21 protein-coding genes and 2 pseudogenes are annotated in these 25,715 nt (G+C 62.5%); 13 read left to right on the forward strand and 10 right to left on the reverse strand.

Going from position 1 to position 25,715, the window contains the following annotated elements; translation table 11 throughout:
* Positions 1-16: 16 nt before the first annotated feature.
* Both ACUN0G_RS18480 and ACUN0G_RS18485 read right to left on the reverse strand, forming a co-directional pair.
* The gene (locus tag ACUN0G_RS18480) at positions 17-1,510 is read right to left on the reverse strand and encodes a sensor domain-containing diguanylate cyclase (RefSeq protein WP_445573968.1); all 1,494 of its coding nucleotides are present in this window, start codon (positions 1,508-1,510) and stop codon (positions 17-19) included.
* Between the two features lie 86 nt (positions 1,511-1,596).
* Complete coding sequence (locus tag ACUN0G_RS18485; protein WP_445573969.1) at positions 1,597-2,919, reverse strand: OprD family porin; 1,323 nt, start codon at positions 2,917-2,919, stop codon at positions 1,597-1,599.
* A gap of 350 nt (positions 2,920-3,269) precedes the next feature.
* Between ACUN0G_RS18485 and ACUN0G_RS18490 the strand changes: the two genes are divergently transcribed.
* The 4 genes from ACUN0G_RS18490 (at position 3,270) to ACUN0G_RS18505 (ending at position 6,663) form a co-directional block, all read left to right on the forward strand.
* Positions 3,270-4,244: a 2-hydroxyacid dehydrogenase gene (locus tag ACUN0G_RS18490; protein WP_445573970.1), complete on the forward strand. Its 975-nt coding sequence runs from the start codon at positions 3,270-3,272 to the stop codon at positions 4,242-4,244.
* Between the two features lie 178 nt (positions 4,245-4,422).
* The gene (locus ACUN0G_RS18495) at positions 4,423-5,325 is read left to right on the forward strand and encodes a chemotaxis protein CheV (protein ID WP_063027220.1); all 903 of its coding nucleotides are present in this window, start codon (positions 4,423-4,425) and stop codon (positions 5,323-5,325) included.
* 3 nt (positions 5,326-5,328) lie between these two features.
* On the forward strand, positions 5,329-5,811 hold the full coding sequence (locus tag ACUN0G_RS18500) for a GNAT family N-acetyltransferase (protein ID WP_258347832.1): 483 nt from the start codon (positions 5,329-5,331) through the stop codon (positions 5,809-5,811).
* Between the two features lie 108 nt (positions 5,812-5,919).
* Entirely contained in the window at positions 5,920-6,663 is a 744-nt protein-coding gene (locus ACUN0G_RS18505) for a YkgJ family cysteine cluster protein (protein ID WP_445573971.1), read from the forward strand.
* A gap of 59 nt (positions 6,664-6,722) precedes the next feature.
* Here the strand turns inward: ACUN0G_RS18505 and ACUN0G_RS18510 are convergent, their stop codons facing one another.
* The 4 genes and pseudogenes from ACUN0G_RS18510 to ACUN0G_RS18525 all read right to left on the reverse strand — a co-directional run bounded on the left by ACUN0G_RS18510 (position 6,723) and on the right by ACUN0G_RS18525 (position 9,608).
* Complete coding sequence (locus ACUN0G_RS18510; RefSeq protein ID WP_445575566.1) at positions 6,723-7,784, reverse strand: methyl-accepting chemotaxis protein; 1,062 nt, start codon at positions 7,782-7,784, stop codon at positions 6,723-6,725.
* Positions 7,785-8,018: 234 nt separating this feature from the next.
* Positions 8,019-8,300: pseudogene (locus tag ACUN0G_RS18515) on the reverse strand (PAS domain-containing protein); the annotation flags it as partial.
* A 107-nt stretch (positions 8,301-8,407) separates the two neighbouring features.
* On the reverse strand, positions 8,408-9,199 hold the full coding sequence (locus ACUN0G_RS18520; RefSeq protein WP_445573972.1) for a transporter substrate-binding domain-containing protein: 792 nt from the start codon (positions 9,197-9,199) through the stop codon (positions 8,408-8,410).
* 166 nt (positions 9,200-9,365) lie between these two features.
* Positions 9,366-9,608: a hypothetical protein gene (locus ACUN0G_RS18525; RefSeq protein WP_003216247.1), complete on the reverse strand. Its 243-nt coding sequence runs from the start codon at positions 9,606-9,608 to the stop codon at positions 9,366-9,368.
* 214 nt (positions 9,609-9,822) lie between these two features.
* Between ACUN0G_RS18525 and ACUN0G_RS18530 the strand changes: the two genes are divergently transcribed.
* Genes ACUN0G_RS18530 through ACUN0G_RS18545 form a run of 4 tightly spaced genes read left to right on the forward strand, consistent with a single transcriptional unit; the run spans position 9,823 to position 16,144 of the window.
* Entirely contained in the window at positions 9,823-10,989 is a 1,167-nt protein-coding gene (locus ACUN0G_RS18530) for an efflux RND transporter periplasmic adaptor subunit (RefSeq protein ID WP_226476465.1), read from the forward strand.
* Complete coding sequence (locus tag ACUN0G_RS18535; RefSeq protein ID WP_445573973.1) at positions 10,986-14,081, forward strand: multidrug efflux RND transporter permease subunit; 3,096 nt, start codon at positions 10,986-10,988, stop codon at positions 14,079-14,081. Before ACUN0G_RS18530 ends, ACUN0G_RS18535 begins: the two co-directional genes overlap by 4 nt.
* Before the next feature lie 31 nt (positions 14,082-14,112).
* Positions 14,113-14,790, forward strand: coding sequence for a heavy metal response regulator transcription factor (locus ACUN0G_RS18540; protein ID WP_003216255.1), 678 nt, complete (start codon positions 14,113-14,115; stop codon positions 14,788-14,790).
* Positions 14,780-16,144, forward strand: coding sequence for a heavy metal sensor histidine kinase (locus ACUN0G_RS18545; RefSeq protein WP_258347820.1), 1,365 nt, complete (start codon positions 14,780-14,782; stop codon positions 16,142-16,144). The genes ACUN0G_RS18540 and ACUN0G_RS18545 overlap by 11 nt, the downstream gene beginning before the upstream one ends.
* Positions 16,145-16,156: 12 nt before the next feature.
* Here ACUN0G_RS18545 and ACUN0G_RS18550 read toward each other — a convergent pair whose 3' ends face one another.
* Positions 16,157-17,125 carry a LysR family transcriptional regulator gene (locus tag ACUN0G_RS18550; RefSeq protein WP_003216257.1) on the reverse strand — a complete coding sequence of 323 codons (969 nt, stop codon included), beginning with the start codon at positions 17,123-17,125 and terminating at the stop codon, positions 16,157-16,159.
* Positions 17,126-17,317: 192 nt separating this feature from the next.
* On the opposite strand from ACUN0G_RS18550, the gene ACUN0G_RS18555 reads away from it, so the two are divergent.
* The 4 genes from ACUN0G_RS18555 to ACUN0G_RS18570 are packed head-to-tail and all read left to right on the forward strand — an operon-like array spanning position 17,318 to position 22,084.
* Complete coding sequence (locus tag ACUN0G_RS18555) at positions 17,318-18,829, forward strand: efflux transporter outer membrane subunit (RefSeq protein WP_445573974.1); 1,512 nt, start codon at positions 17,318-17,320, stop codon at positions 18,827-18,829.
* A gap of 10 nt (positions 18,830-18,839) precedes the next feature.
* The gene (locus ACUN0G_RS18560; RefSeq protein ID WP_421552017.1) at positions 18,840-21,023 is read left to right on the forward strand and encodes an FUSC family protein; all 2,184 of its coding nucleotides are present in this window, start codon (positions 18,840-18,842) and stop codon (positions 21,021-21,023) included.
* On the forward strand, positions 21,013-21,213 hold the full coding sequence (locus ACUN0G_RS18565) for a DUF1656 domain-containing protein (RefSeq protein ID WP_003216262.1): 201 nt from the start codon (positions 21,013-21,015) through the stop codon (positions 21,211-21,213). The genes ACUN0G_RS18560 and ACUN0G_RS18565 overlap by 11 nt, the downstream gene beginning before the upstream one ends.
* A gap of 10 nt (positions 21,214-21,223) precedes the next feature.
* On the forward strand, positions 21,224-22,084 hold the full coding sequence (locus ACUN0G_RS18570) for an efflux RND transporter periplasmic adaptor subunit (RefSeq protein ID WP_010170446.1): 861 nt from the start codon (positions 21,224-21,226) through the stop codon (positions 22,082-22,084).
* A gap of 102 nt (positions 22,085-22,186) precedes the next feature.
* On the opposite strand, the gene ACUN0G_RS18575 is transcribed toward ACUN0G_RS18570, so the two are convergent.
* Positions 22,187-22,585: a DUF4440 domain-containing protein gene (locus tag ACUN0G_RS18575; RefSeq protein WP_445573975.1), complete on the reverse strand. Its 399-nt coding sequence runs from the start codon at positions 22,583-22,585 to the stop codon at positions 22,187-22,189.
* Positions 22,582-23,771, reverse strand: a pseudogene (locus ACUN0G_RS18580) (MFS transporter). The gene ACUN0G_RS18575 and the pseudogene ACUN0G_RS18580 overlap by 4 nt, the downstream one beginning before the upstream one ends.
* 111 nt (positions 23,772-23,882) lie before the next feature.
* On the opposite strand from ACUN0G_RS18580, the gene ACUN0G_RS18585 reads away from it, so the two are divergent.
* The gene (locus ACUN0G_RS18585; RefSeq protein WP_445573976.1) at positions 23,883-24,764 is read left to right on the forward strand and encodes a LysR family transcriptional regulator; all 882 of its coding nucleotides are present in this window, start codon (positions 23,883-23,885) and stop codon (positions 24,762-24,764) included.
* Between the two features lie 118 nt (positions 24,765-24,882).
* On the opposite strand, the gene ACUN0G_RS18590 is transcribed toward ACUN0G_RS18585, so the two are convergent.
* Positions 24,883-25,695, reverse strand: coding sequence for an SDR family oxidoreductase (locus ACUN0G_RS18590; protein ID WP_445573977.1), 813 nt, complete (start codon positions 25,693-25,695; stop codon positions 24,883-24,885).
* Between the last annotated feature and the right edge of the window lie 20 nt (positions 25,696-25,715).

A 25,715-nucleotide genomic window follows, 5' to 3' on the forward strand; every position in this document is an offset into this window, starting at 1 on the left:
AGTTGCTGATACCGGCTCATGTGGTCTGGCTGTGAACCGTGCGGTTGCGCCCGGAGTGCTTGGCGTCATACAGCGCTCGATCGGCGTTCAACATCAGCTCTTCGAGTGTGCCACGGCTGCGTTTGTCCCAGGTGCTGAGGCCGATGCTGACGGTGACCGACAACGCATCCCCGTCCGCCGGTGGCAAGTGCTCCACCGCGCTGCGGATATGCTCGGCGATGGTGCTCGCGCCGTCGCTGTCGGTATCCGGCAGGATCACCGCGAACTCTTCGCCGCCGTAACGGGCCGCCAGGTCGGCGGGGCGACGAATATTGCTGCCGATGACCCGGGCGACGGTGCGCAATGCCTCGTCACCGCCTTGGTGGCCATGGCGGTCGTTGAAGGCCTTGAAGTGGTCGACGTCGATCATCAGCAACGCCAGTGGCTCGCCTGAGCGTTGCGCGCGCTCCCATTCCAGGCGCAGGCGCTGGTCGAGGGTGCGGCGGTTGGCCAAGCCGGTGAGGGCGTCGGTGGCCGCCAGTTCCGACAACACCTTCTCGGCGCGATAGCGGCGGCGCAGTTCCCGGCGCAGCATCCAGGTCAGCCACAGCAGGCCTATACACAGCACACCGGTGGCGCCACTGATCAGCACGGTGGCACGTCTCCAGGCGGCAAACACGTCATCGTTGGACAGCGCCACTACCACAATCAGCGGCAGCGCACCGACGCTGGTGAAGGTGTACAGCCGTTGCTTGCCACTGATGGAGGAGAGGCCGCTGAAACTGCCGCTGCCTTCGCGCAGCATTCTTTTGAAGTTTGGCCGCATGCTCAGGTCTTTATTGATCATGTCGCTTTCGAGCAGAGGCTGCTGGGCCAGTAGAATGCCGTCGTTGTTCAGCAGGTTGATGCTGCTGCCGCTGCCGATGGTCAGGCTATTGAACAACTGGTCGAAATACGCCAGGCGCATGGTCGCCACCGCCACACCGGCAAACTCGCCGTTGGGCCCGGGCACCCGACGGCTGAACGCAATACGCCAGACCTGATCGCACTCGCAACGAATCTTGAAGGGCCGGCTGATGAACAAGCCCGCGTTCGGGTTCTGCTGGTGGACCTGGAAATAGTCGCGATTGGCGAAATTGCGTGACGTGGGCTTCAGCGTGGAGGAGTCGGCGGTGACCGTGCCGGCCTTGTCCAGCAGCAGGACCTCACCTTTGAAAGGGGCGGCCGTGGACTGGTCGAACTGCACCATGTGCAGGATGTCGGCCGAGACCTGGGGTAAGTCGTGGCGGGTGGTCGCGACAATCAGGCCGTTCAGGGCCAGGTCGTAGAGTTCGACGTTGCGTAACACATCAGCGTTGATTAACTGGGTGATATTGGTGGTGGAGCGCTGGGCCGTCAGCAGGGCGCTGGTGTGTTCGCGAGTCAGCAGTACGGCAACGATGATCACGATCAGGATGACGGTAAGGCCGCTGCCCAGAATCAGCAGAAGCTCCGGGCGTGCAGGCGGGGTGAAGGTGCGGCGTTGACTCATGGGACTGACTTCGGCACTCGAGATACTGGCAGTTTAGTTCCATGTTGTGAAAAATAAGTCGTCGCCGCTAAAAGAATGCCTGAAGGTTAAAAAACGTTGATCGGGTAGTCGACGATCACTCGGTATTCATCCACGTCCCGGTCCACTGCCGCGTAGCCATTGCCGCCGCGATTGGTCGCCCACTGCAGGCGTACGGCCAGGTCCTTGGCCTTGCCGCCTTGCACCACGTACTTGAGGTCGATGTCCCGTTCCCAGTGCTTGGCGTTCTTGCCGTCGGCACTGTACCAGGATGAGTAGCCACGGCTGTCCGGGTCGACGGTGGTCAGGTCGGTCTTGCCGCTGATGTACGATACCGCCGAGGTCAGGCCCGGCAGGCCCAGCCCGACGAAGTCATAGGCGTACTTGAGCTTCCACGAGCGTTCGTTGGGGCCGTTGAAGTCGGAGTATTGCTGGGAGTTGTCCAGGTAAACGCTGTCGCCCTGGCTGATGTAGTCGAACGGGGTGTTGCCGTTGACCCGCTGGTAGGCGGCGGTCACGGTGTGATTGCCGACGCCGACTGTGAAATGCAGGCTGTAGGTGTTGTTGTCGATGTTGCCCAGCAGGGCTTTGCCGGTGTCCTGGGTGTGGTAGTAGTGCAGGCCCGGATTGAGGCTGACCAGTTCGTTCAACTGCCAAGTGTAGTCCAGGTCGTAGTAGTACTGGTTCCAGATGTCCTTGAGTTCGGACGCGTACAGGTTGCTGGTCAGCCCCGGCAGGCCGCTGAAGGACACGCCGGCCCAGTCCAGGTGCTGGCTGTCTTCACCGTTGGGCAAGGCGCCGTAGCTGGTGCCGATGCGCCGGTGGCCACTCTGGTTGTAGAGCTTGGTGAAGCTGGCCTGGCCGCCTTCGAACATCCAGCCGTCCAGGCTGTGGTTGGTCAGGCTCACGCCGCGGAAGGTCTGCGGCAGCATGCGGGTCATGCCGCCGGCGATTACCGGGTTGTTGAGGAACAGGTCGCCAGCTTTCAGTTCGGTGTCGAAGGCACGCATTTTCAGGGTCGCGCCGGCGGTGGAGAACGAGCCAGGCGCTTTACCGTTGCCGGAGCTCACCGGCAGGATGGTGGAACCGTCGGTGCCGCCACCGCCGTCGAGCTTGAGGCCGAGCATGGCGTTGGCGTCCAGGCCGAAGCCGACGGTGCCTGGGGTGTAGCCGGATTCGAAAATGCCGATGATGCCCTGGCCCCATTCCTTGCTGTCATCGGTGTGAATGTCGCGACGGTCGCGGTTCATGTAGTAGTTGCGGGTGTTGATCTTGAAGCTGGAACCTTCGACGAAACCGTCGGTGGCCGGGGTGTCTGCCGCGTGGGCAAGGGGAACGATCGTTGCAGCAATCGCGAGGAATAACGGGGTGAACGTCAGCGAGGTTTTCACCGGTGGAGCTCCTTTGGGTCAATCGAAACCGGCCAGTGTTGTTGGGGTTCCTGGCCTTTTTTCAGCGCAAAAAAAAGCCGCTGAACTCAGCGGCTTTAAGACAGATTCCCAGTGTAGAGCCCTGGAAATAAGTCGAGGGAAATCGGGGGAGAGCGGGTCGGTCTTAACCGCTGCGCTCATCGATGCGACAAATTAGCGCAGGTGAGCGGTGCGATACAGAGTGTAACAAGATAATGACTGTTGCCCAAATCGCAACAGTCTACCTTTGCGGGTGTGGGGCGTCCTGACAACCCCTACCCAAGAATGTTAGCGTGCTTGCCATTCCCACGTAGTCGATGAGCCCGCCTTCCATGAAAAAGACTGTCCTCGCCTTCAGCCGCGTCACCCCGGAAATGATCGAACGCCTGCAACAGGATTTCGACGTTATTGCGCCTAACCCAAAGCTGGGTGACATCAATGCCCAGTTCAACGAGGCTTTGCCGCACGCCCACGGGCTGATCGGCGTAGGCCGCAAATTGGGCCGTGCCCAACTGGAAGGCGCGAGCAAACTGGAAGTGGTTTCCAGCGTGTCGGTGGGCTACGACAACTACGACCTGGCGTACTTCAATGAGCGCGGGATCATGCTCACCAACACTCCGGACGTGCTCACTGAAAGCACCGCCGACCTGGCGTTTGCCCTGCTGATGAGCAGCGCCCGCCGGGTCGCCGAACTGGACGCCTGGACCAAGGCCGGCCAGTGGAAAGCCAGCGTCGGCGCGCCGTTGTTTGGCTGTGATGTACACGGCAAGACCCTGGGCATCGTCGGCATGGGCAACATCGGCGCGGCCATCGCCCGTCGGGGTCGCCTGGGCTTCAACATGCCGATTCTGTACAGCGGTAACAGCCGCAAGACCGAACTGGAACAGGAACTCGGCGCGCAATTTCGCAGCCTCGACCAGTTGCTGGCCGAAGCCGATTTCGTCTGCCTGGTGGTGCCGTTGAGCGAGAAAACCCGCCACCTGATCAGCCATCGCGAGCTGGGGTTGATGAAGTCCAGTGCGATCCTGGTGAACATCTCCCGTGGCCCGGTGGTGGATGAGCCGGCGCTGATCGAGGCCCTGCAAAACCAGACCATCCGTGGGGCCGGCCTGGATGTGTATGAGCAGGAGCCGTTGTCGGAGTCGCCACTGTTCCAGCTGAGCAATGCCGTGACCCTGCCGCACATCGGCTCGGCCACCAACGAGACCCGCGAAGCCATGGCCAACCGTGCCCTGGAAAACCTGCGCAGTGCGTTGTTGGGCAAGCGTCCGCAGGATTTGGTGAACCCGCAGGTGTGGAAGGGCTGATCACGGCTTGTTGTGTGTAGGAGCGAGCTTGCTCGCGAAGAACCTGAAGGCCATGTGTTTATTCAGGCTGCCCGCGTTATCGTTGACGTTCTTCGCGGGCAAGCCCGCTCCTACAGTTTTCAGCGTGCGAGTCGATAACGGTCTATAGATCGTCATCCCTGATCCACAGAAGGTTTTTATGTCCACCACCAAAGCCCGCGCAGACTCACTCTCGCTTCTGCTCTTTACCTTGCGCAGTGGCAAGCTGATGGCGATCAACCTGTTGAAAGTCAGTGAAATCATTCCCTGCCCGCCGCTGACCAAGCTGCCGGAGTCGCACCCCCACGTCAAAGGCATCGCCACCTTGCGCGGCGCCGCCTTGTCGGTGATCGACCTGAGTCGGGCGCTGGGGGAAATGCCCCTGCAAGACCCGGACGGCGGCTGCCTGATCGTCACCGATGTGAGCCGTTCCAAGCAGGGCCTGCATGTGCAGGCGGTAAGCAAGATCGTGCACTGCCTGACCACCGACATTCGCCCGCCGCCGTTTGGCTCGGGTGGCACGCGTTCGTTTATCACCGGTGTGACCCAGGTCGAAGGCGCCCTGGTTCAAGTGCTGGACATCGAAAAAGTCATCCACGGCATCGCCCCGGCGCAGATCGAAGCGGCGCCCACCGACCTGACCATGGAAGAAGCCGAAGTGCTGGGCAACGCCCGAATCCTGGTGGTGGACGACAGCCAGGTGGCCCTGCAGCAATCGGTGCACACCCTGCGCAACCTCGGCCTGACCTGCCACACCGCCCGCAGTGCCAAGGAAGCGATTGACCGTTTGCTGGAGCTGCAAGGCACCGTCGAGCAAATCAACGTGGTGGTGTCGGACATCGAAATGTCCGAAATGGACGGCTACGCCTTCACCCGTACCCTGCGGGAAACCCCGGACTTCCAGGACCTCTACGTGCTGCTGCACACCTCCCTGGACAGTGCGATGAACAGCGAAAAAGCCCGACTGGCCGGCGCCAACGCGGTGCTGACCAAGTTCTCCTCCCCCGAATTGACCAAGTGCCTGGTGGTAGCTGCCCAGACCGTTGCACAGCAGGGCCTCTGACGCGTGGGTGAATACTTCCAGCTGCTGCGCCGGGATCTCACGGGCAGCCTGCCCGCGCCGCAATGGCCGGCGGATATCCAGCTGGATCATTACCACGAAGCCATGGCTCCGGCGATCCACGCGGTATTGAGCCTGGCCCAGGAACAAGGCGGCGGACGTGTTGGCCCCCTTGAGCATTGGCGCCAGCAGTTCGTTACCGATGCCGAGTTCGATCCAAAGCTGTGCCTGGTGGCGAGTAACGCCAGCGGTATCCTGGGTGTGTCCCAATGCTGGACCAGCGCCTACATCAAGAACCTGGCCATTCATCCGTGTGCCCAGGGCATGGGGTTGGGTCGTGCGTTATTGCTGCACACCTTCCAGGTGTTCAAGCAACGCGGCGAGGCGTTTGTCGACCTCAAGGTGCTGGAGTCCAACCTGCGGGCCCGCCGCCTGTATGAAAATGCCGGCATGGTGTTTGTACTTCGGGACCTGGTGCCCGAGGAATAGAAGCGCTGGCGCATAACTTGCTTTGCACAGAGGCAGAACGGTGAACAGAGGCAAAAACCCGCCGCCGTTCATGAGTGCCTTCTGACCTTGCCTGGTGACAGATTTTCCATGAATACCCACTTTTCCTGCGTTGGTTGCGGCAAATGCTGCACTGACCACCATGTGCCGCTGACCCTCGAAGAAGCCCGCCGTTGGGCGGCTGACGGCGGCAATGTCATCGTGCTGGTGGAGGGGTTCCTGGGCACCGGGCTTGGGCTGCCCGAGTTGCAGCGCGAACACGCACAACGCCGTTCCGCCATCGTGCCCAGCGGCAATACCGAGGCGTATGTGGCAATCACCTTTGCCGCCTATAACGCCGGGCGCTGCCGGAATCTTGACGAAGACGACCGCTGCCGCATTTACGAGCGGCGGCCGTTGGTGTGCCGTATCTACCCGATGGAGATCAACCCGCACATCCCGTTGAACCCGGGCGCCAAGGACTGCCCGCCGGAATCCTGGGAGCAGGGACCGGCGCTGATCGTGGGGGGCGAGTTGATGGACAAGGAGCTGGCCGAGTTGATACGCCGCTCACGCCAGGCTGACCGCGACGACATCCAGGCCAAGGAAGCCGTGTGTGGGTTGCTGGGCATCCATACCACAGCGCTCAAAGGCGATGGGTTTACCGCGTACCTGCCGGATATGGGCCTGTTTGCCCAGGCGATCGAGTTGGCGACGCAAGAGGCCGTGCAGGCCAATGAGTGGGTGTTTCATGTGTCCGGGATGGACATTGCCGAGCAGTTGCTGGACGCCGGCGCCCGGATTGCCACCGAGGTGCCGGCCAACTATGCGTTCATTTCGTTACGGGCGGCTTGAGTGAATGTAAACCTGTGGCGAGGGGGCAAGCCCCCTCGCCACAAAAACAGCTCATGCCGCTACTGCCGCCGCTTACTCCAGAACTCCTCCGCCAGCCGCCGCAGGTCATCCGCCAGCCCCGCCACATCCCCTGAGCTGAGCTGGCTCTGCTGACCCGCGTTGACCGTCACTTCCCCGGCATTGCGAATGCCGATGATGTTGCGGTTGATGTCCTCGCTGACCGCGCTTTGCTCTTCCACCGCCGCCGCAATCTGCTGGCTCATGGCGGTAATCTGGGTCACCCGCTGGCTGATCCCGTCCAACGCGGCGGCAGCGCGTTGGGCCTGGCCGACGCTGGCCTCGACATGCTGGCTGCTTTGCGCCATGGCCTGCACCGCATCCCGGGCGCCGCCTTGCAGGGTGCTGATCATGCGCTGGATTTCATTGGTCGACTGCTGCGTACGCTGGGCCAGCCCGCGCACTTCATCGGCTACCACGGCAAACCCGCGTCCCTGTTCTCCGGCCCGTGCGGCTTCAATGGCAGCATTGAGCGCCAGGAGGTTGGTCTGCTCGGCAATCGCCCGGATCACTTCCAGCACCCCGGAAATATCGCCGCTGTGGCTTTCCAGTTGATGGATCACGTCGGTGGCGCGCTCCAGCTCCTGGGACAAGCGCAGCACCGCGTCGCGGCTTTCGTCCACACGTTGGTGGCCTTCCCGGGTCTCGCTGCCGGCCTGGTCAGCGGCCTTGGAGGCCTGCAGCGCGTGCTCGGCGACTTGCGCCACGCTGGCGGCCATTTGATTGATCGCAGCGGCGACCTGGTCCGTCTGGGACTGTTGGCCGAGGCTGCTGGTGTGGCTGCTGTCCAGTTGTTGCACCAGCGCGGCGGCGTGCCCGGACAGGCGTTGTGAGGCATCGCCAATCCGACCGACCACCGCGCCCACCTGGGCTTCCAGCATCTGCATGGCGAACTCGATGCGCCCGAACTCATCCCTGCGTCCGGTGTAGATCGCCTGGCTCAGTGGGTTGTCAGCAATCAGCCGCGCCCGCTGGTTCAACTGTGCGAGGGGCCGCAACAAGCCATGCACGCCCATCACCCCCATGGCACACACCGCCGTGACCGCCAGCAGTTGCCAGGTCAGCGGATAAGTGGCCAGTCCAAGGCCCAAGGCCCAGGTTGCGGCGCAGGCCCCCAGGACCCATGCCGACAGCTTGAAGGGCATGCCCACCACCGGCCGTAATCGCCGAGTGCCGGCACGCAGGCGCGCATAGGCTCGTTCGGCCAGTTGCACCCGCCGCGCATCGGGCTTGGTGCGCACCGACTGATACTCCACCGTCACGCCGTCCCGGGTGACCGGCGTGGCGTAGGCACTGACCCAGTAGTGATCGCCATTCTTGCAACGATTTTTCACCATGCCCATCCACGAGCGGCCGCTTTTCAACGCCTGCCACATGTGCGTAAACGCAGCGGGCGGCATGTCCGGGTGACGCAGCAGGTTGTGCGGGGTACCCAGCAACTCCTCGCGGGTATAGCCGCTGATATCAATGAAGTCCTGGTTGGCGTAGGTAATTGCGCTGGTCAGGTCGGTGGTCGAGAGGATGTTGGCGTCGGGGGCAAAATCCACATTTCGACCGGTGACCGGCAGATTGATCTTCATGGAAACGCGCGCTCGTGATTGTTGGAGGAGTCGGCAGGGCGTCGACTCTAAGCGCACGGGTTGGGCAAATACTGATCCAGCTCATGTTCGGTGCAATTAATTGGCCATTACGGCCTGGCGGGCGGTGCGTCAAGGCGGTAGGGCTGGACGATGCGCTGGTATTCGCCACTCTGCATCAGTTGCTCGAGGGCGCAGTTAAGGTCATTGCGCAACGCGGTGTCGGGTTTGCGCAGGGCAATTGCCACGCCGTTACCCAGCAGATCGGTGGAGACGGCGGGGCCGAGGAAGTCGAAAATCTGGCCGTCGGCGGTGTCGAGCAGCGCCTCACGGATTTCCACGGTGCCTTGCAGAGTCGCATCGATGTCGCCGGCCAACAGGCTGTGGATCAATTCGTCATTGCGCCAGAAACCCTTGATGATCACACCCTTCGGCGCCCACTTCGCCAGGGCAAACGCCTCGCGGTTGCTGCCCACCAGTACGCCCACGCGCTTGCCCTTCAGCGAGCGAGGGGTCGGCATCAAGCCTGATGTCTTGCGGGCCACCAGGCGCGTGGTCATCGGATAGAGGTCATCGGTGAAACTCACTCGCCGGTGCCGTTTCGACGTGGGGGCGATGCCCATGATCGCGTCGAATTGCCTGGCTTCAAGGGCGGTGAAATTTTCCACCAGGATCTGGTCGACCCAGGTACATCGCATGTTGAGCTGTACGCACAAGGCGTTGCCCAACTCGATGTTCAGCCCGACCAGTTCGCCGTGTTGATTGCGGCTTTGGAAGGGCGGAAATTGCGCGGCCACGGCAAAACGAATTTCGCTGCGTGGTTGATCACCGGCCGCCGCGATGGAGACAACACCGTCTATCAGCGACAAGCCCAGCACAACACAGGTGCGTATAAGAACCACAGGGACGTCCTATTCCGGAAAACCAGCTGCACCACGTCCAGCCCAGAACAAAGAGTCGGGGCTGGCGGGTGCGTGCAAGCTTTCAAGAATTGGCCGCAGGCCTACAAGGCGAAACGTCAGTAACTGTTGTAGGCATAAATCTCCATTGCGAAGGATTTATTACCGGTCAGCGCTTGCCCATGGAGCGACGGGTGCCGGGCGGTGCCATGCCCGGGCTCTTGGTGTGGCCGTTCTTCGCGCCGTTTTTGTACCACGGCTGGCTGGCGTTTTTTGCCCCGGCCAGTTCGCCCGGCTTGAACGGAAACTTGAATGCCGGGATCTCGGCCTTGGTTTCGCCTTCGACGCTGTCAGGATTGGCCTGTTGGTCGATGTCGACCGCTTCAACAGCGGGTTGTGTCGGGGAATTCATGGACGCTCCGGGGAGTACTGAAAATGACGTGGGCCCGACTTGCAGGCCACACCGCCGCGCAGTATACCTGCGCGCCTCGGATCTTTAACCACTGCTCGTACGAATGGTCGGACTTTACTGACGGCGCTGTCAGTTAGCAGTCACTTTGCTGACCGGGTTGGCGGGCTATAAAGAACCTACATTCTTCCGATCCTTTGCCCTGGCGCCTCACCCCATGCACATTCAACGAAAACCGGCCTTGATCGTGGGCGTCCTTGTGGTACTGGCCGTGGTTGCCTGGGTGGTGACCCGCCCGGCCAAGACCAAACTGACTGCGTCGGCAGCGATTCCAGTGCGTGTGATCAGCGTCAAACAGCAGGACATCCCGGGTTTTGTCAGCGGCATTGGTTCGGTGCTGTCGTTGCACAGTGTGGTGATTCGCCCGCAGATCGACGGCATCCTCACCAAATTACTGGTCAAGGAAGGTCAACTGGTGAAGGCCGGTGACCTGCTGGCCACCATTGATGACCGCTCGATCCGCGCCAGCCTGGACCAGGCCAAGGCGCAACTCGGGGAAAGCCAGGCGCAACTGCAAGTCGCGCTGGTCAACCTCAAGCGCTACAAGGAACTGAGCATCGACGACGGCGTGTCCAAGCAGACCTATGACCAGCAACAAGCCCTGGTCAACCAGCTCAAGGCCACGGCCCAAGGCAACCAGGCCGCGATTGATTCGGCTCAGGTGCAGCTTTCCTACACCCAGATTCGCTCTCCGGTCACCGGTCGCGTCGGGATTCGCACGGTGGATGAAGGCAACTTCCTGCGCATGAGCGATACCCAGGGCTTGTTCTCCGTGACCCAGATCGACCCGATTGCCGTCGAGTTCTCCCTGCCGCAACAAATGCTGCCGACCCTGCAACGCCTGATCGCCGCGCAACTGCCCGCCGACGTCAACGCCTACATGGGCGCCGACACCGACGGCCAGACCGGCGACCTGCTGGGCGAAGGTCGCCTGAGCCTGATCGACAACCAGATCAGCGGCACCACCGGCACCATCCGCGCCAAGGCCGAGTTCAGCAACGGCGCGCAAAAACTCTGGCCGGGGCAACTGGTGACAATCCGCATCCAGACCGCTCTGCACAAGAACGCGCTGGTGGTGCCACCCACCGTCGTGCAACGCGGGCTGGATTCGCACTTCGTGTACCGGCTCAAGGGTGACAAGGTAGAGGTGGTGCCGGTGCAGGTGCTGTACCAGAACAGCGACATGAACATCCTCCAGGGTGTGCAGGCCGGCGACGTGCTGGTCAGCGATGGCCAGTCACGGCTCAAGGCCGGCGCTCAGGTCGACGTGCTCAAGGAGCCGCCGCAGGTGATCCAGACCGTTGATGCCAAGGTGCAGCCATGAGTGGCAGTCGTTCGCCGTCGGCCTGGTGCGTCGACCATCCGGTCGCCACCTTGCTGCTGACCTTTGCCCTGGTGCTGCTCGGAATGATTGCCTTCCCTCGGCTGGCCATCGCCCCACTGCCGGAAGCGGAATTTCCGACGATCCAGGTCAGCGCCACGCTGCCGGGTGCCAGCCCTGACACCATGGCGTCTTCCGTGGCCACGCCGCTGGAGGTGCAATTCAGCGCTATCCCCGGCATGACCCAGATGACCTCCAGCAGTGCCTTGGGCTCCAGCCTCCTGACCCTGCAATTCACCCTCACCAAGAGCATCGATACCGCCGCGCAAGAAGTGCAGGCGGCAATCAACACCGCGTCCGGCAAACTGCCCAGCGACATGCCGAGCCTGCCGACCTGGAAGAAGGTCAACCCGGCGGACAGCCCGGTGCTGATCCTCAGCGTCAGCTCCGACAGCATGCCCAGCACCGAGCTGAGCGACTACGTGGAAACCCTGCTGGCCCGTCAGATCAGCCAGATCGACGGCGTCGGCCAAATCAACATCACTGGCCAGCAACGCCCGGCCATCCGAGTGCAGGCGTCGGCCGATAAACTCGCGGCCATCGGCCTGACCCTGGCGGACGTGCGCCTGGCGATCCAGCAATCGAGCCTGAACCTGGCCAAGGGCGCGATCTACGGCGAGAACAGCGTGTCGACCTTGTCGACCAACGACCAGTTGTTCCATCCCGAGGATTACGCCCAACTGATCGTCTCCTACAAGGACGGGGCGCCCGTACAACTGCGGGATATCGCCAAAGTCGTCAACGGTTCGGAAAACGCCTACGTGCAGGCCTGGTCGGGCGACACGCCAGGGGTCAACCTGGTGATCTCCCGCCAGCCCGGCGCGAATATCGTCGAGACCGTGGACCGCATTCAAGCCGAGCTGCCACGCCTGCAAGCCATGTTGCCGGCCTCGGTGCAGGTCAGCGTATTGACCGACCGTACCAAGACCATCCGCGCGTCCCTGCATGAAGTGGAAGTGACCCTGCTGATCGCGATCCTGCTGGTGGTGGCGGTGATGGCGCTGTTCCTGCGCCAGTTGTCGGCCACGTTGATTGTGTCCAGCGTGCTCGGTGTGTCGCTGGTCGCCAGTTTTGCGCTGATGTACCTGATGGGCTTTAGCCTGAACAACCTGACCCTGGTGGCGATCGTGATCTCCGTGGGGTTTGTGGTGGACGATGCCATCGTGGTGGTGGAAAACATTCACCGCCATCTGGAGGCGGGCCTCGACAAGCGCGAAGCGGCGATCAAGGGCGCGGGGGAAATCGGCTTTACCGTGGTGTCCATCAGCTTCTCGCTGGTGGCGGCGTTTATTCCGCTGCTGTTCATGGGCGGTGTGGTCGGGCGGTTGTTCAAGGAGTTTGCGCTGACGGCCACCTCGACCATCCTGATTTCGGTGGTGGTCTCACTGACACTGGCGCCCACCCTGGCCGCGTTGTTCATGCGTGCCCCGACCCATCACGCCCACGACAAACCCGGCTTCAGCGAGCGCCTGCTTGCCGGCTATGCGCGCAATCTGCGCCGCGCCCTGGCCCACCAGCGCACCATGGCCGCAATCTTCATGGTGACCTTGGCCCTGGCCGTGGTCGGCTACGTGTTCATCCCCAAGGGGTTCTTCCCGGTACAAGACACCGGCTTTGTCCTCGGCACCAGCGAAGCGGCGGCTGACGTGTCCTTCCCGGACATGGTCGCCAAGCACAAGGCGATCGCCGAGATCGTCAAGGATGACCCGGCGGTGGAAGCATTCTCCCATTCGGTGGGCGTGACCGGCAGCAACCAGACCATCGCCAACGGCCGGTTCTGGATCGCCTTGAAAGATCGCGGAGATCGCGACGTGTCGGCCAGCCAGTTTATCGACCGGATCCGCCCGAAACTGGCGAAAGTGCCAGGCATCGTGCTGTACCTGCGGGCCGGCCAGGACATCAACTTGAGCTCCGGCCCCAGCCGCGCCCAGTACCAGTACGTGCTCAAGAGCAATGACGGCCCGACCCTGAATACCTGGACCCAGCGCCTCACCGAAAAACTGCGAGCCAACCCGGCGTTTCGCGACCTGTCCAACGACTTGCAGCTGGGTGGCAGCATCACCCACATCAGCATCGACCGTCAGGCCGCCGCGCGGTTTGGCCTCACCGCCACCGATGTGGACCAGGCGCTGTACGACGCCTTCGGCCAGCGCCAGATCAACGAGTTCCAGACCGAGATCAACCAGTACCAGGTGGTGCTGGAGCTGGACACCCAGCAACGCGGCAAGGCCGAAAGCCTGAACTACTTCTACCTGCGCTCGCCGCTGACCAACGAGATGGTGCCGCTGTCGGCGGTGGCCAAGGTCGACCCGCCTACCGTAGGGCCATTGTCCATCAGCCATGACGGCATGTTCCCGGCGGCCAACCTGTCGTTCAACCTGGCGCCGGGCGTCGCGTTGGGGGATGCGGTGATCATGCTCAACCAGGCGAAGAACGAAATCGGCATGCCGACCACCATCATCGGCAACTTCCAGGGCGCGGCCCAGGCGTTCCAGAGTTCGTTGGCCAGCCAGCCCTGGCTGATCCTCGCGGCACTGGTGGCGGTCTACATTATCCTGGGTGTGCTGTACGAGAGCTTCGTGCACCCGCTGACGATCATCTCCACCTTGCCGTCGGCGGGGTTGGGCGCGTTGATCATGCTGTCCCTGATGGGCCAGGACTTCTCGATCATGGCCCTGATCGGCCTGGTGCTGCTGATCGGGATTGTGAAGAAGAACGGTATCCTGATGATCGACTTCGCCCTGGACGCCCAGCGCGTGCGCGGCTTGCCGCCTGAAGAGGCGATTTATGAAGCCTGTGTCACGCGGTTCCGGCCCATCATCATGACCACCCTCGCGGCGCTGCTGGGTGCGGTGCCGCTGATGCTGGGCTCCGGCCCTGGTGCAGAAATGCGCCAGCCGCTGGGTATCGCGGTGGTGGGCGGGTTGCTGGTGAGCCAGGCGCTGACGCTGTTCACCACGCCGGTCATATACTTGTACCTTGAGAAGTTTTTCCACAGACCCAAACCAGCTCCCCAGCTGGCAATCACACACTGAGGCTGAGGCCCCGTCCTGGAACAAAAGGCTCATGCGTGTACTGATTATTGAAGACGAAGAAAAAACCGCCGACTACCTGCACCGCGGCCTGACGGAGCAAGGCTATACCGTCGATGTCGCCCGTGAAGGCGTCGAGGGTTTGCACCTGGCCCTGGAGAACGATTACGCGGTGATCGTGCTCGACGTGATGCTGCCCGGCCTGGATGGCTTTGGCGTATTGCGCGCGCTGCGGGCACGCAAGCAGACGCCGGTGATCATGCTCACCGCCCGCGAGCGCGTGGAAGACCGTATTCGCGGTCTGCGGGAAGGGGCGGACGATTACCTCGGCAAGCCCTTCTCGTTCCTCGAACTGGTGGCGCGCCTGCAAGCCCTGACCCGTCGCAGCGGCGGGCATGAGCCGGTGCAGGTGACCATCGCCGACCTGTGGATCGACCTGATCAGCCGCAAGGCCAGCCGCAACGGCGTTCGCCTGGACCTGACCGCCAAGGAGTTTTCACTGCTCAGCGTGTTGGCCCGGCGCCAGGGTGAAATCCTGTCCAAGACCTCGATTGCGGAAATGGTCTGGGACATCAATTTCGACAGCGACGCCAACGTGGTGGAAGTGGCGATCAAACGTCTGCGGGCCAAGCTCGACGGGCCGTTCGAACAGAAGCTGCTGCACACCATCCGTGGCATGGGTTACGTGCTGGAGAACCGCAGTGTCGGCTAACTCCATCGCCCTGCGCCTGAGTGGCATGTTCACGTTGGTGGCGCTGCTGATCTTCCTGTTGATCGGCGGCGCGCTGTATCAGCAGGTGGACAAAGGCCTGGGCCTGTTGCCCGGTGCCGAGCTGGATGCGCGTTACAGCGTGCTGGAGTCTTCGGTGAACCGCTTCGGTACGCCGGACCACTGGGCGAAGATCACCGCCAAGCTCAAGCTGTTGGGTGAGGAAGACAAGCGCATCCGCTTCTGGGTGGTGAGCAGCGATCCGACCTACGAATACGGCAACCCGGACGCGCAGATTCGCGCCTTCGCCGAAGGCCCGACCGGCAAGCGCGATTTGCACCTGCCGGGCCATCATCATCCGTTCAAAGTGCTGGTCAGCCAGTTCCCGGCCAAGGACCAGCGTCCGCCGTTGCGCTTCATGATCGCCGTCGACACCGAGAACTTCCGCGCCACCCAGCATCAACTGCTGGTGGCGCTGATCAGCCTGGCGTTTGTCGGCGTGGTGTTGGCGTCGCTGCTGGGCTTCTGGGTCGCACGTATCGGCCTCAAGCCGCTGATCAAACTGTCGGATGAGGCGCAGAAACTCGCGCCCCCGAAACTCTCCGGGCGCCTGCAATTGTCGCCGTTGCCGCCGGAGCTGAAGCAGTTCGTCAATTCCTTCAACTCGACCCTCGACCGGGTGGAGCAGGCCTATTCGCGCCTGGAGTCGTTCAACGCGGATGTGGCCCATGAACTGCGCTCACCGTTGACCAACCTGATTGGCCAGACCCAGGTGGCGCTGACCCGTGGGCGTTCGGCCGAGCATTACTTCGAGGTGCTGCAATCGAACCTCGAAGAGCTGGAACGGCTGCGCTCGATCATCAATGACATGCTGTTCCTGGCCAGTGCCGACCAGGGCAGCAAGGCCACCAAGTTGATCAGCAGTTCATTGGCGGACGAAGTGGCGACCACCCTGGACTATCTGGACTTTATCCTCGAAGACGCCCAGGTGCAGGTACGCGTGAGCGGTGATGCCCAGGTGCAGATCGAGAGGGCGCATTTGCGCCGGGCGTTGATCAACCTGTTGAGCAATGCAGTGCAGCACACGCTGCCTGGGCAGGTGATCGAGGTGAAGATCGACGTGTTGCAGGACCACGTGGCGATCGGGGTGACCAACCCGGGCGATGAGATTGCCAGTGAGCATCTGCCCCGGTTGTTCGAGCGGTTCTATCGGGTGGATGCGTCCCGCAGCAATAGCGGGGCGAATCACGGCTTGGGGCTGGCGATCGTCAAGGCGATCGCGCTGATGCACGGCGGAGATGTGTTTGTGCGCAGCGAGGGCGGCGGCAACACCTTTGGCATTACGCTGCCGGTGTAGCGGCTGCCTCCCTCAGTTACTCAGCCGTACCCCGCCCAAACTGCCACTGAGCTCATAGGCCGCCAGTTCCGCCTGATGCGCGGCCATGATTTCCGGCAGGGAGCTGCGCAGGTATTCCACCCACGTCTTGATCTTCGCATCCAGGTATTGGCGCGACGGGTAGATGGCGTACAGGTTGAGTTCCTGGGAGCGGTAGTTGGGCATCACCCGCACCAGGGTGCCGTTGCGCAGGCCTTCAATCGCCGCATACACGGGCAACAGGCCAACGCCCATGCCGCTGGTGATGGCGGTTTTCATCGCATCCGCGGAGTTCACCAGGAACGGTGAGCTGTTGATCGCCACGCTTTCCTGGCCTTCAGGGCCATTGAACGACCATTTATCCAGCTGAATCACCGGGCTGACCAGGCGCAAGCAGGCGTGGTTGAGCAAGTCGCTGGGCCGTTGTGCACAGCCGTTGGCCTTGACGTAGGCCGGCGATGCACAGGCGATGCTGTAAGTTATCCCCAGGCGCTGCGAGACAAACCCCGAATCCGGCAGTTCGCTGGCGAGCACGATGGACACGTCGTAGCCCTCGTCCAGCAGGTCCGGCACGCGGTTGGCCATGGTCAGGTCGAAGGTCACGTCCGGGTGGGTGCGGCGGTAGCGGGCAATCGCATCGATCACGAAGTGCTGGCCGATGCCGGTCATGGTGTGCACTTTCAGCTGCCCGGCGGGGCGGGCGTGGGCGTCGCTGGCTTCGGCCTCGGCTTCCTCGACGTACGCCAGGATCTGCTCGCAACGCAGCAAATAGCGCTTGCCGGCCTCGGTCAAGGCGATGCGGCGGGTGGTGCGGTTGAGCAAACGGGTTTGCAGATGGGCCTCAAGGTTGGAGACCGCGCGCGAGACGTTGGCCGTGGTGGTGTCCAGTTGCACAGCGGCGGCGGTGAAGCTGCCGGCTTCGGCCACACAACTGAAGGCGCGCATGTTTTGCAAGGTGTCCATTAAGGTGCTCTCTGGGAGATGGCAAATTGTGACACGAAGTTTCTTTTTTTTGCAGAGCGAATAATGAACCTACCAAAAGATTATCGCCTGAACGGTAACAAAGATTCACAAGAATCCCACCTTATCGCCATCCGGCCCGCCCCTTAGAATTGCGCCACCTTCCCCGCAACACCCTCTCAGGAATTCGCAGCAGTGCCGCGTCGCATCAGCAGAGAGCTGAAGACTCTCAGTGTTTGGGCCTTATCGTTAGCAATCAGCGGCTGCATCGGAACCGGAGGAGTTGCCCCTCAAGGCCAGTCACTCGTCGCCAATACATTGGCCACCGACGAAGCGATCAAAAGCGCCGCCCAGGACGCCCACTGGCCCACCGCGCAATGGTGGCAAGCCTACGGCGACCCGCAACTCAACCACTGGATCGACCTCGCCGTGCAAGGCAGCCCGAGCATGGCCATGGCCGCTGCACGTGTGCGTGAAGCCCGGGCCATGGCCGGGATCGCCGAGTCGGCCGAGTCGTTGCAGGTCAATGGCGACGCCACGCTCAAGCGTCATAACTGGCCCAGCGACCAATTCTACGGCCCGGGCGCGCTGGACAACGCCACCACCTGGGACAACAACGCGTCCCTGGGCTTGAGCTATGCCCTCGATCTCTGGGGCCGCGAAAGCAATGCCACCGAGCGTGCCGTGGACATGGCCCACATGAGTGCCGCCGAAGCGCGTCAGGCCCAGCTCGAATTACAGAACAACGTGGTGCGTGCCTATATCCAGCTGTCGTTGCACTTTGCCCAGCGCGATATCGTGGCCGCCACCCTGGCCCAGCAACAACAGATCCTCGACCTGGCGCAAAAGCGTCTGAATGGCGGGATCGGCACCCACTTCGAAGTCAGCCAGGCCGAGACGCCGCTGCCGGAAACCCATCGGCAACTGGATGCTCTGGATGAAGAAATTGCCCTGAGCCGCAATCAGCTGGCTGCGTTGGCGGGCAAGGGGCCGGGGGAGGGCGCGCAGTTGCAGCGGCCCACCCTGTCTCTCGCAGCACCGCTGAAATTGCCGTCGACCTTGCCCGCCGAACTGCTCGGCCAGCGCCCGGACGTGGTTGCCAGCCGCTGGCAAGTGGCGGCCCAGGCCCGTGGCATTGACGTGGCCCACGCCGGTTTCTACCCCAACGTCGACCTGGTGGGCAGCCTCGGCTACGTCGCCACCGGCGGCGGGATGCTCAGTTTCCTCACGGGTAAAAAGCTCAACTACACCGCCGGCCCGGCCATCAGCCTGCCGATCTTCGACGGCGGCCGCCTGCGCTCGCAGTTGGGGGAGGCCAGCGCCGGCTACGACATTGCTGTGGCGCACTACAACCAGACGCTGGTGAATGCGCTCAAGAGCATCAGCGACCAGTTGATCCGCCGCGAGTCCATGGACAAGCAGCAGGCCTTCGCCGCCGAATCCGTGGCTTCGGCGCAGAAGACCTATGACATCGCGATGATCGCCTACCAGCGCGGCCTCACCGACTACCTCAACGTGCTGAATGCCCAAAGCCTGTTGTTCCGCCAGCAGCAGGTGCAGCAACAGGTGCAGGCCGCACGCCTGAGTGCCCACGCCGAACTGGTGACCGCATTGGGCGGTGGCCTCGGCGCCGGCAGCGACGTGCCTCAGGACAGCCAGACCTTACCGAGCAAGACCCCGGCGGCCCTCGCCGTGTTTGATCACTGAGTAGGATGCAATGACTCCCTTGCCTGCACCGCTGCGCTGGTTGCACTCCCTTGAGTGGCGCCGTGGCTTCTTCGATTGGGCACGCAGTGACGGCGTGACCTGGGTCTATATCTTCAAGGTGCTGATCGCGGCGTTCCTGACGCTGTGGTTGGCCATGCGCCTGGAATTGCCGCAACCGCGCACCGCAATGATCACGGTATTTATCGTGATGCAGCCGCAAAGTGGCCAGGTGTTCGCCAAGAGTTTTTACCGCTTCCTGGGCACCCTGGCGGGCTCGGCGGTGATGGTGTTTCTGATCGCCTTGTTCGCCCAGAACACGGAACTGTTCCTCGGCTCGCTGGCGATCTGGGTCGGCATCTGTACTGCTGGCGCTACCCGCAATCGCAACTTTCGCGCCTACGGTTTTGTGCTGGCCGGCTACACCGCCGCGATGGTTGGTCTGCCGGCCCTGGCCCACCCTGACGGCGCGTTCATGGCGGCGGTGTGGCGGGTTTTGGAGATCTCGTTGGGGATTGTCTGCTCCACGTTGGTCAGCGCCGCGATCCTGCCGCAAACCGCCAGCGCTGCGATGCGCAACGCCTTGTACCAGCGCTTCGGGGTGTTTGCGCTGTTCGTCACCGACGGCCTGCGCGGTCGCAGTGAGCGTGAAGGGTTTGAACGCAGCAACGTGCGCTTTATCGCCGAAGCCGTGGGCCTGGAAGGGCTGCGCAGCATCACCGTGTTCGAAGACCCGCACATGCGTCGGCGCAATGGTCGGCTAACGCGGTTGAACAGCGAGTTCATGAGCATCACCACGCGCTTCAACGCCTTGCACCAGTTGCTGGAACGCCTGCGCAGCCAAGAGGCCGATCACGTGGTGGCCGCCATCAAACCCGGCCTGCACGACCTCGCGGAATTGCTCGACGGTTTTTCCGGTCGTGCCCTCACCAGCCCCGATGCGGCGCGCCTGGCCAATCAGTTGAATACCTATAAGGAAGGCCTGCCCGCCAAAGTGCGCAGCCTGCGCACGAGCTTCCAGGAAAGCGCGCCCAGCGACGCCGAGCAGCTGGATTTTCACACCGCCTACGAGCTGCTGTACCGCTTCGTCGACGACCTGCACAACTACGCTCAGACCCACGCGTCCCTGGCCGACCACAGCCACGAACGCGAACACTGGGACGAGCCCTACACCCCGAAAACCAACTGGCTGGCCTGCGCGGCCTCCGGGATTCGCGCCTCGTTTATCCTGATCGTCCTCGGCAGCTACTGGGTGGCCACGGCCTGGCCCAGCGGCGCCACCATGACCCTGATCGCCGCCGCGACGGTGGGTTTGTCGGCCGCCACGCCCAACCCCAAGCGCATGGCGTTTCAAATGGCTTGCGGCACCTTGATCGGGGCGCTGGTGGGCTTTGTCGAAATGTTCTTCGTGTTTCCCTGGATCGACGGTTTCCCGTTGCTGTGCGTGATGCTCGCCCCGGTGATCATCTTCGGTTCGTTCCTGGCTTCGCGCCCGCAGTACGCCGGCGTTGGCGTCGGGTTGCTGATCTTCTTCAGCACCGGCTCGGTGCCGGACAACCTCACGGTCTATAACCCCTACACCTTCATCAACGACTACATCGCGATGGTCATCGGCATGCTGGTGTGTGCGGCGGCAGGCGCGATCATCCTGCCGCCCAACAGCCGCTGGTTGTGGCGCCGGCTGGAGCAGGACTTGCGCGAGCAAGTGGTGTTCGCCATCAGCGGCAAGCTCAAGGGCCTGGCGTCAGGTTTCGAAAGCCGCACCCGCGACCTGCTGCACCAGGCCTACGGTTTCGCCGCCGGGCAGCCTCAGGTGCAACGCAACCTGCTGCGCTGGATGTTCGTGGTGCTGGAAGTCGGCCACGCGATTATCGAATTGCGCAAGGAACAGGCAATCCTGCCGGTGCACCCGGCGTATGCCGAATCCCAGCCGTGGCGCCAGGCGATCCGGGTGATGGGCCGCTCGTTGGTGCGGCTGTTCCTGCAACCCAGCGCCAGTAATCTGGAACGCAGCCTGATCGCCGTGGACCATGCCATCAGCCGAGTGCAGGCCACCGACGAACCCTTCGCCCCGCACTTCGACACCTCGGCCCTGCGCCGGGTGAAAAGCTACCTGCACTTTATCCGCACCTCATTGCTGGACCCGCAATCACCCCTGGCTGCCCTCAAGTCCGAAGGACCCGCCCATGCCTCGTGAAATCGCCTTCCACGGCGTCTACATGCCCACCATGACCCTGATGTTTTTGATCGCGGCGGGCCTGGCCTGGGCCCTCGACCGGTTCCTGGCCGGCTTTGACCTGTACCGTTTTTTCTGGCACCCGGCGCTGCTGCGCCTGAGCCTGTTCGCTTGCTTGTTCGGCGCCCTGGCGCTGACCGTCTACCGTTGAGAATACCCCGATGAAAAAGTTTTTCAGCCTGCTCGCGACCTTGCTGGTACTGGCCCTGGCGATCTGGATTGGCCGCACGCTGTGGGTGCAGTACATGGAAACCCCGTGGACTCGCGATGGGCGCGTGCGCGCCGACATCATCAACGTCGCTGCCGACGTTACCGGCGAAGTGGTCAACGTTCCGGTGCGTGACAACCAGTTGGTGAAAAAGGGCGACCTGCTGATGCAGATCGACCCCGAGCATTACCAGATTGCGGTCAAGCAGGCGCAATCCCTGGTGGCGTCCCGCAAGGCCACCTGGGAGATGCGCAAGGTCAACGCCCACCGCCGCGCCGACCTTGACGCCCTGGTGATCTCCAAGGAAAACCGCGACGACGCCAGCAACATCGCCGACTCGGCCCTGGCGGATTACCAGCACGCGCTGGCGCAACTGGAAGCGGCCGAGCTGAACCTCAAGCGCACCCAGGTTGTGGCGGCGGTAGACGGCTATGTCACCAACCTCAACGTGCACCGTGGCGACTACGCGCGTATTGGCGAGGCGAAGATGGCGGTGGTGGATATGAACTCGTTCTGGGTGTACGGCTTCTTCGAAGAAACCAAGCTGCCCCACGTCAAAGTCGGGGACAAGGCCGACATGCAGTTGATGAGCGGCGAAACCCTTAAGGGCCACGTGGAAAGCATTTCGCGCGGGATCTACGACCGGGACAATCCGGAGAGCCGTGAGTTGATCGCTGATGTGAACCCGACCTTCAACTGGGTGCGCCTGGCCCAGCGGGTGCCGGTGCGGATCCACATTGATGAAGTGCCGGAGGGTGTGCTGTTGGCGGCGGGGATCACCTGCACCGTGATCGTCAACCAAACACAGAACTGAATGGGGGAGCGGGCTTGCTCGCGAAAGCGGTGGATCAGGCACTCTATTCAGTGGCTGACACTCCGTATTCGCGAGCAAGCCCGCTCCCACATTTTGACCGTGTCAGGCCTCTAGAAAAGTCTCATGCAAGTGGCGCCACAGCAGGGCGCCGCTGGCCTGCTTTTCAAACACCACGGTCGATCGCCGATCGGTTCGGGTGCCGCTGTCGTCCAACTGCTGCTCGCGATAACTCACCGTCGCGCCACGGGCATGTCGATCAATTCCGGCAAACTCGCTGAGGCTGATCTTGAACCCGGGCCGCTTGCCGCCGGCCTGGCTGAACAGTTGGTTGAGCAGCGCAAAATCCAGTTGTTTGCCCGCCGGGGTGATCATGGAAAAGTCCGGCGAGAAACGGCCGAGCAAAATCTGCAGTGTTCCCTCCGGTGCTGTCCCGGCAAACCATTGCTCGATCTCGACATGGGCCTGGATTACTTCATCAAAAAAGTCGCGGTAATCAATCATCGTGTGGGCTCGCTGGCAGGGTGAAGCAGTGTCCGTACCTTGGACGCATCCAGGCACAGTACGGCAAATAATGGAAACAGGGTCAACGCTGCGGCAATCGCGAAGGTCGCGGTGAAGGAGCCCAGCGCAGCCAGCACCGCACTGAGCACGGCGGCGCCGAGGCAAAAACTCAGTTGCCGATTGATATTCCACAAGGCGCTGGCGTGCCCCATGCGCTCGGCCGGAATGTCGAGAAAGGCCAGGGTTTGCGCAGTGCTGCTGCACAGGCTGCCGCCCAGACCCATCAGGAGGTAGGCGAGCACGATGACTGTCGGGTGTGGCTCAATCAGCAACAGGATGCCGATGGATTGCAGCAGCATGCCCGTCAACAGCAACGGCCGAGGCCCGCAGCGATTGAACAGTTTTTTGCTCAAGGCAATGGCCGCTCCTGACGCCAGCGCCCAAGGCAGCATCAGCGCGCCGATGTGACTGGTGCTAAACCCGAGGCCGTGCAGATAAAGAATCGCCACCAGGCTGGTGCCGATAAACACGCCCGGAATGAACAGATACACCAGCATCGCGACCCGCAGCATCGGGCGCCGAACCTGGCGCACTATTTTGCCGAGTTCCAGCGCCGGGCGCGTCGACGCGGGCGTGTCCGCCTCCAGCCAGCACAAGGTCAACACCAGGGTGATCAGCGCCAGCGGCAGGTTGGCGAAAAAGATCCAGCGCCACGACACACTGTCCACCAGCAAGCCACCCAACGCCGGCGACAGCGCCGGTATCAGCAGCGCCACCAGCATGACTTTGGCCGTCAGTTGGCTACGTTCTGCCGGCGCAAAATGCCGATAGGCCAAGGCTTGGCCCACCGGGATCAACAAGCCGCCACCCAAGCCTTGCAGCAGCCGCCAGCCGATCAGCGCTTCAATCGATGCGGCCTGGCCCACCAACACCGAGGCCACGCCGAATAGCAACAGGCTGAGGGCAATCAACCGACGTTCGCCCAACAGCGCCGCCAGCCACACGCTCAGGGGAATGACACGGTCAGACCGAGCATATAGGCGTTGCCGATCCACGCCAGTTGCGTGATCGAGGCGTGCAAGTCGCGGGCGATGTCCGGGTAGGCGATGGTGGCGACAAACATGTTCACCAGGTCGAGGGCAAAGCCCAATAGAAAGATCCAAGTGACTTTCGAGCGGTAGGTCATTGCGCGCTTCCTGCAGTGGGTGGCGGCAGGGTAGGCGGGTGCGGGCACTTGGGAAACAGCGGTTTGACTGTTAGTTTGTCAAAAATATTTTGACAAAGGAGTGCGCGCTTAATGGTCAGCCTGGATCGATTCGACACCTTCAAGGCCGTGGTTGAGGCCGGTTCGTTGACCGCCGCCGCTGATTTTCTCGGGCAGACGCGAGCAGTGGTGAGCTTCAACCTCAAGCGCCTGGAGGCCGAACTGGGTGTCACCCTGCTGACCCGCAGTACTCGCCAACTGGCACTGACCGATGCCGGTGAACGCTTTTACCTGCGCTGCACGCGGATGCTGGAAGAGGCGCGCCTGGCGGTCGAGGAAGCCCGTTCGGAACACAGCCAGCTCAAAGGCACGTTGCGTATCACCACCACCGTCGAATACGGATTGGCGGTGGTGGTGCCGGCACTGGAAACCTTTCGCGGCCTGCACCCGGAATTGAACGTCCAGTTATCCACATCCTCCAGCCACGCTGACCTGATCTCCGAGCGGTTCGATGTGGCCATTCGATTGGGACGGATGCTCGACTCCAATCACCGGGCGGTGCAGCTGTCGAGCTACGAGATTTTTGCCGTGGCCGCGCCGGAATTTGCCGGGGTCGCCACGCTGGATGGGTTGGAGCAATTGCCCAAGCTGGGTCATGGGCGGCTGACGGAGTTGGCGGTGGTTGATCCGGCTGGCCACGAGCACCTGTATCGCCCGGGGCCCGGCAAGGCCTCATTGGTTGCGGACAGCGCCGCTATTCTCCAGGCGTTTGCGGTACGCGGGCATGGCGTGGCGATCCTGCCCCAGTGGCTGGTGCAGGAAGACCTGGAGGCGGGGCGTTTGGTGCGCCTGCTGCCGGGTCATCGATTTGCGCCACAGGGGGTGTATGCGCTGTACCCGGATACTCGGCATTTGCCGCTGAAAGTGCGGGCTTTCATTGATTTCATGAAACAGCCCCGCCTTACTCACCCGTAGCAGCTGTCGAGCCCCAGCGAGGCTGCGTCGGCAGCACCTCGATTAACGAGCCAGGCGATGAACCGAGGCGCGCCCGACGCAGCCTCGCTGAGGCTCGACAGCTGCTACGGGGGAGTCACTAGAGCTGGCCGCTTAGGCCAAAGCGTTTTTTCAAGACGGTCTCCAGCAAACCCTTGGGCAGCAACGCCGCCATCAATGGCAATGCCCGGCAGCCATTACCCGAGCGTAGCAGGCGTGGCGGAGTGCCCTGTTGCACGGCCTTGAGCACGTCCGCGGCAAAATCGCGAGCGGGGGTAGGCCGATCCTGGGAGGCCTTGGCCCGGGCGCGGATGCTTTCGCGCAGTGGCCACCAGGGCGACTTTTCATTGATCAACAGCTCGGCCTGGGTGCCGGCGTTTTTTGCAAAACTTGTATCGATGGCGCCTGGCTGCACTTCCATTACCCGCACGCCAAAGGGCGCGAGTTCCATGCGCAACGCATCACTCAAGGCGTGCACCGCCGCTTTCGAGGCGCAATACGCACCGGCGAACGGTGTGACCAACACGCCGGACACGCTGCCGATATTCACCACCAACCCTTTACGGCGACGCAGGGCAGGGAACAGCGCCTGGGTCACTCCGACCAGGGAAAATACGTTGGTCTCGAATTGCTGCTGCATCGCCTGGGTGCCGCCGTCGAGCAGCGGGCCCATGGCGCCGTAGCCGGCGTTGTTGATCAGCACATCCAGCTCGCCGATCTGCCCCGCCAGTTGTGCGAGCGCGGCGCTGTCGTTGACGTCGAGTTGCACCGCGTTAAAGCCGGCGGCGCGAAGTGCCGCCACATCCTCGCTGCGCCGGGCGCTGGCCCACACGTCAAAACCGGCTTGCTTGAAGGCGTCCGCCAGGGCACGGCCGATACCACTGGAACAGCCGGTGATGAGCACGTTGGGCATGGATCAGTCCTTTGTGGTTA

The sequence above is a fragment of the Pseudomonas sp. 32A genome (assembly GCF_052682255.1).